This window comes from Mangrovimonas xylaniphaga, from assembly GCF_001280435.1.
Classification (GTDB): domain Bacteria; phylum Bacteroidota; class Bacteroidia; order Flavobacteriales; family Flavobacteriaceae; genus Mangrovimonas_A; species Mangrovimonas_A xylaniphaga.
On record NZ_LBIP01000018.1, the window covers coordinates 597415 to 609942 of the forward strand.

At 38.4% G+C, this 12528-nt stretch carries 13 protein-coding genes and 1 pseudogene; 10 read left to right on the forward strand and 4 right to left on the reverse strand.

Features of this window, described 5'->3' with window-relative positions; all coding sequences use genetic code 11:
• Positions 1-64: 64 nt before the first annotated feature.
• Both gldG and dnaN read left to right on the forward strand, forming a co-directional pair.
• The gene (gene gldG / locus ZA06_RS13665) at positions 65-2452 is read left to right on the forward strand and encodes a gliding motility-associated ABC transporter substrate-binding protein GldG (protein WP_053978025.1); all 2388 of its coding nucleotides are present in this window, start codon (positions 65-67) and stop codon (positions 2450-2452) included.
• A gap of 80 nt (positions 2453-2532) precedes the next feature.
• Positions 2533-3651 (forward strand): DNA polymerase III subunit beta, encoded by a 1119-nt coding sequence (dnaN, locus tag ZA06_RS13670; protein WP_053978026.1) that lies wholly within the window; start codon positions 2533-2535, stop codon positions 3649-3651.
• Between the two features lie 84 nt (positions 3652-3735).
• Here the strand turns inward: dnaN and ZA06_RS13675 are convergent, their stop codons facing one another.
• The 4 genes from ZA06_RS13675 to ZA06_RS13690 form a co-directional block, all read right to left on the reverse strand.
• Positions 3736-4074 (reverse strand): DUF4870 domain-containing protein, encoded by a 339-nt coding sequence (locus tag ZA06_RS13675; protein WP_053978027.1) that lies wholly within the window; start codon positions 4072-4074, stop codon positions 3736-3738.
• 153 nt (positions 4075-4227) lie between these two features.
• The gene (locus tag ZA06_RS13680; protein ID WP_053978028.1) at positions 4228-5640 is read right to left on the reverse strand and encodes an MBL fold metallo-hydrolase; all 1413 of its coding nucleotides are present in this window, start codon (positions 5638-5640) and stop codon (positions 4228-4230) included.
• 59 nt (positions 5641-5699) lie between these two features.
• Positions 5700-6491 (reverse strand): sulfite exporter TauE/SafE family protein, encoded by a 792-nt coding sequence (locus ZA06_RS13685; protein WP_053978029.1) that lies wholly within the window; start codon positions 6489-6491, stop codon positions 5700-5702.
• Between the two features lie 66 nt (positions 6492-6557).
• Positions 6558-7190 (reverse strand): Crp/Fnr family transcriptional regulator, encoded by a 633-nt coding sequence (locus ZA06_RS13690; RefSeq protein WP_053978030.1) that lies wholly within the window; start codon positions 7188-7190, stop codon positions 6558-6560.
• A gap of 199 nt (positions 7191-7389) precedes the next feature.
• Here ZA06_RS13690 and ZA06_RS13695 point away from each other — a divergent pair, with 199 nt between their 5' ends.
• The 8 genes and pseudogenes from ZA06_RS13695 (at position 7390) to ZA06_RS13725 (ending at position 12526) form a co-directional block, all read left to right on the forward strand.
• Positions 7390-8568: a molybdopterin molybdotransferase MoeA gene (locus tag ZA06_RS13695; RefSeq protein WP_053978031.1), complete on the forward strand. Its 1179-nt coding sequence runs from the start codon at positions 7390-7392 to the stop codon at positions 8566-8568.
• Positions 8565-8894: a winged helix-turn-helix domain-containing protein gene (locus ZA06_RS13700; RefSeq protein ID WP_053978032.1), complete on the forward strand. Its 330-nt coding sequence runs from the start codon at positions 8565-8567 to the stop codon at positions 8892-8894. Before ZA06_RS13695 ends, ZA06_RS13700 begins: the two co-directional genes overlap by 4 nt.
• Positions 8891-9637, forward strand: a complete 747-nt coding sequence (locus tag ZA06_RS13705; RefSeq protein ID WP_053978033.1) for a sulfite exporter TauE/SafE family protein — start codon at positions 8891-8893, stop codon at positions 9635-9637. The genes ZA06_RS13700 and ZA06_RS13705 overlap by 4 nt, the downstream gene beginning before the upstream one ends.
• A gap of 2 nt (positions 9638-9639) precedes the next feature.
• A pseudogene (mobA, locus tag ZA06_RS17160) lies at positions 9640-10104 on the forward strand (molybdenum cofactor guanylyltransferase); the annotation flags it as partial.
• 135 nt (positions 10105-10239) lie between these two features.
• On the forward strand, positions 10240-10824 hold the full coding sequence (locus tag ZA06_RS17165) for a precorrin-2 dehydrogenase/sirohydrochlorin ferrochelatase family protein (protein ID WP_053978099.1): 585 nt from the start codon (positions 10240-10242) through the stop codon (positions 10822-10824).
• 1 nt (position 10825) lies between these two features.
• Positions 10826-11062, forward strand: a complete 237-nt coding sequence (locus tag ZA06_RS13715; RefSeq protein WP_053978034.1) for a MoaD/ThiS family protein — start codon at positions 10826-10828, stop codon at positions 11060-11062.
• 2 nt (positions 11063-11064) lie between these two features.
• Positions 11065-12117 carry a HesA/MoeB/ThiF family protein gene (locus tag ZA06_RS13720; protein ID WP_053978100.1) on the forward strand — a complete coding sequence of 351 codons (1053 nt, stop codon included), beginning with the start codon at positions 11065-11067 and terminating at the stop codon, positions 12115-12117.
• Entirely contained in the window at positions 12098-12526 is a 429-nt protein-coding gene (locus ZA06_RS13725; protein ID WP_053978035.1) for a molybdenum cofactor biosynthesis protein MoaE, read from the forward strand. The genes ZA06_RS13720 and ZA06_RS13725 overlap by 20 nt, the downstream gene beginning before the upstream one ends.
• The last annotated feature ends 2 nt before the right edge of the window (positions 12527-12528 follow it).

The window sequence follows — 12528 nt, forward strand, 5'->3', positions numbered from 1 at the left end:
TTCTCTCAAAATCTTCAAAGGCAATCCCATTTATTTTTTTACTTTTAACACCTAAAGTCAAGAAATGCTAGCTATACTTAAAAAAGAAATCAATTCGTTTTTTGCCTCCCCCATAGGCTACCTTGTTATTGCGTTGTTTTTATTGCTCAACGGTTTATTTTTATGGGTCTTTAAAGGCGATTTTAATATTTTGGACAACGGTTTTGCAGACCTGACCACCTTCTTTACCCTAGCCCCTTGGATTTTAATTTTCTTGGTTCCCGCCATTACCATGCGAAGTTTTTGTGATGAGAAAAAACAAGGTACCCTGGAACTTCTACTCACAAAACCGGTGAGCCAAATTCAAATTGTGTTGGGCAAATATTTAGGCTCCCTGCTGTTAATTGTCATGGCTTTATTACCTACGCTGCTTTATGCTTACAGCATTTACAAACTGGGAAACCCTGAAGGCAATTTGGATATTGGCAGTACCCTTGGTTCGTATTTTGGATTGTTGTTTTTAGCCGCCGCTTATACTGCCATTGGTATTTTTTCTTCGACACTTACCGACAACCAAATTGTGGCGTTTATCAGTGCTGTATTTTTATGCTTCTTCTTCTATTTTGGATTTGAAGGACTTTCCAGTCTCAACCTTTTCGGTGATACGGTTTACCTAGAAAAACTAGGGATGGAAAACCACTTTAAAAGTATGAGCCGAGGTGTTTTGGACACTCGAGATTTGCTCTACTTCTTGAGTATCATTGCAATTTTTGTGTTGCTGACAGCTAAACGCATCCAAACAAAAAACATCAATAAAAAAGATATCATAGGGCTATCTACATTTGTAATAGGTTTATTGGTTTTTAATGTTATTGCCCAAAGCATCTACAAAAGATTCGACCTTACCCAAGATAACCGGTATACACTTTCGCAAGCTGCTTTAAATACAGTTGCAGAAGTAGATTCCCCTTTAATTGTAGATGTGTTTTTGGAGGGAGATTTCCCTTCTGAATTTAGACGCTTAAAAGAAGAGACCCGTCAAATTTTGGAAGAGTTTGCTTTATACAATTCCGATGTGACTTTCAATTTCATCAATCCTGTAGCCGATGAAGCAACACGTGACCAAAATATCCAACAATTGGCACAACGTGGCCTACAGCCCTTTCAATTATCGATAAAGGAAAGCGGCAAATCGTCACAAGAACTTATTTTCCCTTGGGCTTTGGCCAGCTATAACGAGCAAACGGTTAAAATTCCGTTGCTTAAAAACAATATTGGAGCCACAGACCAAGAACGTGTGAACAATTCCATTCAGCATTTGGAATATGCCTTTGCAGAGGCTTTCAAAAAACTTACCACCACAAAAGAAAAGAAAATAGCCATCCTAAAAGGAAATGGCGAACTGGAAGACATTTATATAGCCGATTTCTTAAAGACCTTGAAAGAGCATTATAATATTGCGCCTTTCACCATGGACAGTGTTGCCAATGCTCCTGAAAAAACGTTGAAACAGTTAGAAGGTTATGATCTGGTTATTGCTGCAAAACCAACCGTTCCTTTTTCCGAAGAAGAAAAATATGTTTTGGACCAATACACCATGAACGGCGGTAAAAGTTTGTGGTTAACGGAAGCTGTGATTATGGATAAGGACAGTTTGCTGAATGAAACTGGACGCGCCATTGCCGTTATGAGGGACAACAATCTAAATGATTTCTTCTTTAAATACGGAGTCCGAATTAATCCTGTCCTAGTTAAGGACATGTATTCGGCGCCAATTACTTTGGCGATTGGAGAAGGCAACAACACGCAGTTTCAACCACTACAATGGCCTTATTCACCATTGGCAGCCAACAATCCCAACCACCCTATCACGAACAATATCAACTTGGTGAAATTTGATTTTGCCAGCCAGATAGATACCTTGAAAAACAGTGTTGACAAAACCATTTTATTGAGAAGTTCAAGCCTTACGCAGTTGGAAGGTGTTCCAAGGGAAATAAGTTTAGAGATCGTTACCCAAGAGACAAATCCAGAAACCTTTAACAAAGGTCACCAAACCTTGGCGGTTCTTTTGGAAGGCGAATTTACTTCGGTATACAACAACCGTGTAAAACCTTTCAAACTTTCCGAAGATAAAACTACCAGTGCCCCCACCAAAATGATAGTAGTGGCCGATGGTGACGTGATCAAAAATGACGTGGTTAGAAACCAACCTCAGGAATTAGGATTTGATTTCTTTACCAAGCGTAATTTTGGCAACAAGGAGTTCTTGGAAAATGCCGTAAATTACCTTTTGGAGGATGACGGACTTATAAACATTAGAACCAAGGAAATTGATTTGGACTTTTTGGATCCTCAAAAAATAGCCGAACAAAAAACCAAGTGGCAGCTTATAAATCTTGTACTTCCACTCCTTTTGTTGGCAATTTTCGGACTAGGTTTCAACTATGCCAGAAAGCGAAAATACACTTAACAGTTGTTAATAAGTTTGTTTTAATTTAAAAGTGGTTTAGGATATATTTGTAGGACAATCTAGTATATAAAAACAAATACATGAAGTTTATAGTATCGAGTACGTATTTACTTAAACAATTACAGGTTCTGGGAGGCGTGATCAACAACTCCAATACGCTACCTATTTTAGATAATTTCCTTTTTGAATTAAACGATTCCAAACTTGTAGTTTCTGCAAGTGATTTAGAGACTACCATGTCTTCTGTGATAGATGTAGAGAGTGATAGTACAGGAAGTATCGCCTTACCTGCGCGTTTGTTACTTGATACCTTAAAAACATTCCCTGAGCAGCCCTTAACTTTTGTGGTTGAAGACAACAATACTGTTGAAATTAGTTCTAACCACGGTAAATATGCCTTGGCATATGCCGATGGCAATGAATTCCCAAAAGCTATTGCTCTTGAAGATCCAAGTACTACAACTATTGCTGGTGATATTTTGGCGACTGCCATTAGCAAGACCATTTTTGCTGCTGGTAACGACGATCTACGTCCTGTAATGAGTGGTGTGTTCTTTCAGTTTTCAACAGAAGGTTTGACCTTTGTGGCAACCGATGCTCACAAATTGGTAAAATATACCCGTGAAGATGTAAAAGCCTCTCAAGTGGCTGAATTCATCATGCCTAAAAAACCTTTAAATCTTTTAAAAGGAATTTTGGCAACCAATGAAGATGCCGTAACTATTGAATACAACGATTCTAATGCCAAGTTCATTTTTGACAACTCAGAGTTGGTATGTCGTTTGATTGATGGAAAATACCCTAACTACGAAGCGGTAATTCCTAAAGAAAATCCTAATAAACTATCTATAGACCGTACGCAGTTTTTAAACTCTGTACGTCGTGTGAGCATCTTCTCTAACAAGACGACTCACCAAATTAGATTAAAAATTGCTGGTGCAGAATTAAATATCTCTGCAGAAGATATCGATTACTCAAACAAAGCCGAAGAGCGTCTAACTTGTGATTACCAAGGAGACGATATGCAAATAGGTTTCAACTCACGTTTCTTAACTGAAATGTTGAACAACCTAAACTCTGATGAGGTACAATTGGAAATGAGCTTACCAAACAGAGCCGGTATTTTGACTCCTGTTGATGGCTTAGATGAAGGAGAATTGATTACTATGTTGGTAATGCCAGTAATGCTAAATTCGTAATTAACTGACCCAAAATAAGTGTTAAATAAAAAAGAGCTCACAATTTTAGTGAGCTCTTTTTGGTTCATCTCTTTATAAAAATAACTAACTAATAAAATTAAGAGATAAGGGATATTTAGGAACTTCTCCGTTACTTGCTTTTATGGCATTAATGATTGGAAATGCCAATGAAATCAATCCTACTACAATCAAGGTTACAATTCCAAGACCCAACAGAAAAATCAAAGGAATACTTAAAAGTGAGTACACAATGATACTTAATTGAAAGTTCACAATTTCCTTTCCCTGTTGGTCCATAGAGTACACACGGTCCTTTTGGGTCAACCAAAGCACCAAAGGCACTATGAGACCTCCAACACCAGTAAGACATGTCAACAACTGGCTTAAATGTGTTATTACCAATAGTTGTTTATCTTCTCTCATCGCTATTAATTAAATTGATTACACCTATTGGTAGGATAAATTTCAAAAACGTTACAATGCAGCTTAAATATTTTTATAAACTCTCCTTAAAAACGAAAAAGGCCAATTCGCGATTTACGAATAGACCTTTTTCCATCTATATTAGTTTTTGTCTTACTTTAATGTAGAAGGACAAACATAATTGGTTACGGGAATACCTGCATTTTTAATGGCTGCAAATCCTCCTGCAACATCCACCAAATTGTGGATCCCACGGCTCTTTAAAATGGATGCCGCAATCACCGAACGGTATCCTCCGGCACAGTGCACATAGAATGTTTGATCCTCCGGGAACTCTGCCAAGTGATCGTTTAAGAAATCTAACGGCGTAAAATGAGCAGTCTCAATATGTGAGGCAGTAAACTCTCCATCTTTTCTAACGTCAAAAATTGGCAAGTCTTCTTTTTCCATACGGGATTTCAATTCTTCTGCAGAAATTGAAACTAAACTATCGGTCTCCTTTCCAGCTTCACTCCAAGCCTCAAAACCACCTTTTAAATAGCCAAGAGTATTATCAAATCCAACTCTTGACAATCTAGTCACAGTCTCTTCTTCTCTTCCTTCTGGGCATACCAATAATATGGGTTGTTTGGTATCTTTTATCAAAGCACCTACCCATGGCGCAAAACCACCATTGATTCCAATAAAAATAGAACGTGGGATATGACCTTTTACAAAATCTTCCGGATTACGAACGTCCAATACAATAGCGCCAGTTTCATTGGCGGCCACCTCAAATTCTTCAGGACTTAAAGCTCTGGTACCACGTTCCAATACCTCATCGATATCTTCGTAACCTTCCTTGTTCATTTTCACATTCAATGGGAAATATTGTGGAGGCGGCAACAATCCATCAGTTACTTCCTTAATGAATTCCTCTTTAGTCATGTCTGCTCTCAAAGCATAATTCATCTTTTTCTGGTTACCAAGGGTATCTACCGTTTCCTTCATCATGTTCTTTCCACAGGCAGAACCAGCACCGTGTGCAGGGTATACAATCACCTCATCTGCCAACGGCATGATCTTAGTACGTAAGCTATCATAAAGGTATCCTGCCAAATCTTCCTGAGTCAATTCTTTTCCTTTCTGGGCTAAATCTGGACGCCCTACATCTCCCAAAAACAAAGTATCTCCACTGAAAATAGCGTAGTCCTTCCCGTTTTCGTCTTTCAATAAATAGGTGGTACTTTCCATAGTATGCCCTGGTGTATGCAGTGCAATAATGGTAACATTCCCCAATTTAAACTCCTGACCATCCTTAGCGATAATCGCATCAAAAGAAGGATTGGCATTTGGTCCGTACACAATTGGGGCTCCTGTTTGCTTGGACAAGGTAACGTGACCACTCACAAAATCGGCATGGAAATGGGTTTCAAAAATGTATTTGATGCTTGCATTGTTTGCTTCTGCTCTATCTATATAAGGCTGTACTTCCCTTAACGGATCAATTATGGCCACTTCACCATTACTTTCTATGTAATAGGCTCCCTGCGCCAAACATCCTGTGTATATCTGTTCTATCTTCATAATAAATGATTTTCTTAATTATTCGCCTACAGCACTTTACAAAGTTACTATATGCTTTATTACCATTGAATAAATTCTTTAATTATAATATAAACTGCCATGATCAATATAAACCAACCAAAACTCTTTTTAAGCTTGGAATTTGACACATATTTTGAAAGGGAACCCCCAATCAAAATACCGATAATGGTCAATGCTGAAAACAACAGTAAAAATGTCCAATTAATGGTTTGCGTATGAACGTCTCCCAAAAATCCGATAAGGGAATTAATAGCAATAATTACCAAAGAAGTCCCTACAGCCTTCTTCATGGACAAGCCGGCCCAAAGTACCAATGCAGGCACATATAAAAATCCGCCGCCAGCACCAATAACACCTGTAATGACACCAATAACCATTCCTTGAACAAAGGTTTTGTAATATGGTTGCGGTTTATGGACTTCTTCTGTTTTTCCCTTCTTTTTAATCATGGAAGTAGCAGCCATAAACATGACTACTGCAAAAAATACCATGATTAACATATCCTTGGAAAGGACATAACCTCCAACATTGAATATTTCATCGGGAATATGCGGCACCAAAAAACGTCTTGACATATAAACCGCCAAAAACGACGGAAATGAAAAGGCTAATCCGGTTTTAAAATCAACTTGTTTCTTTCTGTGCTTTTGAACCACACCCACCAAAGAAGATGAGCCTACCACAAATAAGGAATAGGCTGTAGCTACAACGGGACTATAACCAAGAAGATACACCAATAAAGGCACTGTAAGTATGGAACCTCCTCCACCTATCAAACCTAAAACCACTCCAATTACTAGAGCTGCAACATAACCAACTATATCAATCAATGTCTTTAATTTTGGTGCAAAAGTAATTTACTTACCGCAATTCATGGTAACATTGGTTACAGTTTATTATAGATCTAAGACTTTGATGCTGTTACGGTGAAGTTTGATATGTCCTTCCTTTTCCAAGGATTTTAGAAGTCTAGAGATTACTACTCTGGAAGTATGCATATCATTGGCAATTTCTCTATGGGTTACATTTATAAGGTCATCATGATTGGCCATAGCCTTATCCTTAAGGTATTTTAGAACCCTTTTGTCCATTTTCAAAAAGGCAATGGCATCAATGGCTTCCAACAACTCCGTCATGCGTTCATTATAGCTCTGAAGAATAAAATTCTGCCAACTTTTGTACTTGGTCATCCATTCGCCCATTTTTTGAACAGGAATCATGATCAACTGCGCATCTGTTTCGGCAACCGCTCTAATTTCGCTTTTCTTCTGCTCCATACAGCAGGATAAGGTCATGGTACAGGTATCGCCTCTTTCAATAAAATATAGAATCAGTTCGTCACCCTCTTGATCTTCGCGTAAAATTTTAATGGCTCCAGAAATCAACAAAGGCATAAACTTGATATACTCTCCTATTTCTATCAAAATATCCCCTTCCTTGACCTCCTTAAAGGTTCCAAATTCCTGAATTTCCTCAAGCAATTCATCTTCAAACAAATAACCGTAATATTGTTGTAACGCGTCCTTCATAAATGTGTATTCTAAGAGGTGTTAAAGATAAGATTATAAAACTAATGTACCACACCCCTGTTTTTACAAATCCTAAGAAGAAATATATCGTATTGAATACCAAAACAAAACAACTTTAACCAGCATAAAAATACATGCAGAAGAAGAAAAATTTGAGGAATATTCGTTATATTCACCAAGAAATAACGATAGTGAAATCATGATATCCGTATCCGAAGCTTTAAACATATTAAACGGCATCAATATTCCTCATAAATCAGAAATATGCCCTTTGGATGAGGCATTGGGAAAAGTTCTATTTGAAGACATTTTTTCTCCTATTGATATGCCTCCGTTTCGTCAATCGGCCATGGATGGCTATGCCATAAAATGGAGTAACGCCAAAAGCTATACGCTAATCAATGAATCGAAGGCCGGCGACACGCTTAACCATTCTTTGAATGACGGCGAGGCAGTACGCATTTTTACGGGTGCCTTGGTCCCTGATGATGCAGACACCATAGTGATCCAGGAACACGTTACAAGGAACAGTGATACTATTACTATTGATAAACTGCCAGAAAAGTCGGCCAATATTAGACCAACCGGCGAACAGATAAAAAAAGGGGATCTTGCCCTTGAAAAAGGAACTTGCCTTAATGAAGCCGCTATAGGTTATTTAGCAAGTTTGGGCATCAATGAAGTGACAGTTTACACCTCTCCAAAGGTTGCCATTGTGGTTACAGGAAATGAACTACGTGCACCCGGAACGATCCTTAGGCCAGGAGAGATTTACGAAAGTAACGCTGCCATGCTATCGGCTGCTTTGAGAAAAATTGACATCACCAATATAACAAAGTATAAAGTAGAAGATACTTTTGAAGCTACTGTAACAACCATTTCTAAAGCCATAACTGCTTCAGATGCGGTATTTGTCTCTGGAGGGATCTCTGTAGGCGATTATGATTTTGTAAGAGAGGCATTACTTAAAAACAATGTCGAAGAGGTGTTTTATAAAATCAATCAAAAACCGGGGAAACCATTGTGGTTTGGACAGAACAAGGACACCTTTGTTTTTGCCCTTCCCGGTAATCCTGCATCGGCTTTAACCTGTTTTTATGTCTATGCGCTTCCTCTACTAAAAAAGTATATGGGATTTAATAATGGCGCATTACAGCGCGTACAGGCCAAAAGCAAACACAACATTAAAAATCCTTCAGGGAAAACATTGTTTTTGAAAGCGCATTTAAAACATGATGCCGTAGAAGTTTTACAAGGACAAAGCTCTTCTATGTTGCATACGTTTGCGCTTAGCAATGCTTTAGTCTGTATCCCAGAGCATATTACAGAAGTATCAAAGGGTGACAGTGTAGAATGTATCAAATTGAATGAACAATGAACATTAAAAGTAGGGTTTGGATTGAGAATGACGGCAAAACCTTTTTAGGTTTCGGACGTATTTTGCTGCTCAAAAAAGTAGAAGAAACCTCTTCTATCAATGCTGCGGCCAAGGCCATGAATATGTCCTATAAAAAAGCCTGGAAATTGATGAACGACATGAACGATGTTTCCAAAGAACCCATTCTTATAAAAAACATTGGAGGTAAAAATGGTGGAGGTACGACGCTTACCCCTTACGGAAAAGCCTTGATTGAACAATTCGAAACCATCAACAACAACTGTATGGCCTATTTGGAATCGGAATTTAAAAAATTGGAACTATGAGCATGCTAAGCACAGAAGCCTTCATCCTTTTTGCAATTATTTTAGTTGTGATTGCCTTTTTGTACGCTAGTGTTGGTCATGGTGGTGCCAGTGGCTATTTAGCCTTAATGGCCCTGTTTTCATTCCCTATTGCCTTTATGAAACCAACAGCCCTTTTACTGAACATTTTTGTGTCTGGGATTTCCTTTTGGTTTTTCAAAAAGAATAAACACTTTAGGTGGCAACTGTTCTATCCCTTCGCTATTACGTCTATTCCTGCTGCATTTTTGGGCGGCTATTTGAGCATCAACCCAACCTTATACAAACAAGTTTTAGGGGTGTTTCTAGCAATTGCCATCATGAGAATTCTTGGGCTATTTGGAAAGGAACAAAACCTTCAAAAGCCTATTAAGCTTCCTTTGGCATTGGTCATTGGTTTTGGAATCGGACTGTTTTCTGGAATGATTGGTATTGGCGGCGGGATTATTCTTAGTCCTGTCATCATTCTATTGGCATGGGGAAACATGAAAGAAGCTGCGGCTGTTTCGGCACTGTTTATTTTTGTGAATTCCATTTCAGGGATTTTAGGTTTTACATACAATCAGAATACCATTCCTATGGAATCTTTTGTATTTATTCCCATCGCTTTAATTGGTGGGACCTTAGGCGCGCTCTACGGAAGTAGAATTTCTACCAATGTACAATTGAAATATATTTTATCGATAGTCTTACTGATTGCCTCCATTAAGTTAATGACCTTATGAGTATGGCGTCCAACATAACGGCTTATATTTTGTGCGGTGGCGCCAGCAAGCGTATGCAGGAGGAAAAAGGCTTGGTGCTTTATAAGGGGCAACCATTCGTTAAACATGTCATCGATGCCTTGCATCCTATTACATCCAATATCTATTTGGTGACTTCCAATGAAGCCTATCGCCAATTTGGACTGGAATTGCTCCCCGATATTTATAGTAACAAAGGCCCTGTAGGAGGTATTTACACCGCGTTGAAGCATTCTTCAACCGCAAACAATCTTATCTTGAGTTGCGACATTCCAGAAGTGTCCACCGAGGTCATTTCAAAATACATCATAGCAAATCTTTCTGAAGCCGATGTAACCTATGTTAGCAACGGAACGGATAATTTTCCCCTTATTGCAGCTTATTCCAAGACATGTTTACCAATTTTTGAAAAAGCCTTAGTGCAAGACAATTTGAAATTGCGAAGCGCAATCGAACAATTGAATTGTAATCGGGTTATTGTTGAAGAGGAAGACCAATTGGCGCTAAGAAATATCAATACAAAAGAAGAATTACAAACTTTAATCAATGAAACCCAAGATACCATGGGAACTAAATTGCAAATTATGGAAACAAACGAACTATATCCCATTTTTGTAAAAGTACACCAACTCGATGTGCTTATTGTTGGCGGTGGCAATGTTGGTCTGGAAAAGTTATCATTTATGCTGAAATCCAGTCCTCGTGCCAAAGTAGAAGTGGTTTCTAAGACATTTCATGAAGACTTGGTTGCATTGGCAAGTAAACACCCTACTGTAAAACTTACTCAAAAAGCTTATGACATTTCAGATTTGGAAAATAGGCATTTGGTAATTGGCTGTACCGATAATCTTGAAGTCAACTTACAGATAAATAAGGATGCTAAAAGCAAACAGCTTTTGGTCAACATCGCCGACACCCCAGATCAATGTGATTTTTACCTAGGCGGAATCGTGACCAAGGGTAATGTGAAAATTGCCATTTCCACAAACGGAAAATCTCCCACCACCGCCAAGCGTATCAGGCAGTTTTTGGAAGATGTCATTCCGGAGGACATCAACCAATTGGTTAACAACCTTAACGCCTACAGAAAAACCATTAAAGGCGATTTTGAAGAAAAAGTGAAACAAATGAATCAAATCACCAGTGGTTTGGTCAATAAAAAAGAATAATATGGCTGTTATAAAATATTTTGGTGCCGTCGCTGAAATTACGCAGTGTACAGAAGAACATATAGAAGTGAAAAATGAAACATTGAGTGACATTCTTGAACACTTATTTAAGAAATATGAACTTCAGCAATTGCCAATCCATATTGCTTTAAATGCCAATTTAGTTAGCATTGAAGCCGAAACGGCAGTAGCAAATACCGATGAAATAGCCTTATTGCCGCCATTTGCAGGAGGATGATTATGAATAGATACAGCAGACAAATTAATTTGCCTCAAGTGGGCATTTCTGGGCAGCAAAAACTTACCGATGCCAAAGTGTTGGTTGTGGGTGCTGGTGGTTTGGGTTGCGCTGTATTGCCTTATCTAACTTCGGCGGGAATTGGGAATATAGGCATTATTGATGGCGACACTGTTGATGAAACCAACTTACATCGCCAAACACTTTACGCTGAAGAGGACATCAATCTCAGCAAAGCAAAAACTGCAGCAGACCATTTAAAGCGGAATAATTCAACGGTATCTATTCAAACCTATGAGGTATTTTTAAATGGCAAAAATGCTTTGGACATCATTTCTAAATATGATTTGGTAATTGACGCTTCGGACAATCTTGCTACTCGCTATCTCATCAACGATGCCTGTGTGTTGTTGGACAAGCCTTTTGTCCATGGCTCGGTTCATCAATTTGAAGGACAGGTCACGGTATGTAATTCTCAAAATGGGCCAACTTACCGCTGTTTGTTCCCCGAAGCCAACGGCAATGTTCAAAATTGTGAAGAAGCAGGCGTTTTAGGAACTACGGTTGGCATCATAGGTATGTTGCAAGCCAATGAAGCCATGAAACTCATTTTAGGTATTGGCGAACTGTTATCAGGAAAACTATTGGTGTATAATTCCTTGACCTCGTTACAACACATCTTTTCGTTTTCTAAAAAACAGGAACCGGTTATTGACAATGCGTTTTATGCTATAAAATATTTAAATAGTAATGTTCGGAATCAATCCATTACTGAAGCACTTCAAAATGGTATAACCCTTATTGACGTTAGGGAAACAGGTGAATTACCTTCTGTAGAACACCCTAATGTGCTCAAGCTTCCCCTTTCTGCATTGGAATTAAATCTAGACAGTTTAAATCCTGAAAACACCTATGCTATTTTTTGCCAAAGTGGGATAAGAAGCAAGCAAGCAGCTAACATTTTAAAACAGCAACAATTCAAATCCATTATATGTATCACCGATGGCGCCGAAGCCATTTCAAAACTATTGAAAAATGAAAAAAGTATTCATTGACGGTCCTATTTCACCGGAATTCATTTCAGAATCCATTCGCAAGCACCAAACAAAAACCGATATTGGTGCCCACAATATCTTTTTGGGACAGGTTCGCGCCGATGTGGTGAACAACAAAACGGTCGCTGCTATCGACTTTACCTGTTATGAAGCCATGGCCAATGAAATACTAACTGATATCAGGGAAAAGGCCTTCAAAACCTTTAACCTTACCTGCATGCATATTTACCATAGTTTGGGAACCGTGAAAGCTGGAGAAATTTGCTTTTTTGTGTTCGTTTCGGCTAAACACAGTTCGGAAGTTTATGAAGCTACACAATATTTAGTGGACATTGTAAAGAAAAAAGTACCACTGTTTGGAAAGGAGATTTTTGAAGACGAAACCCATCAATGGAAAACCAATAAATAAAC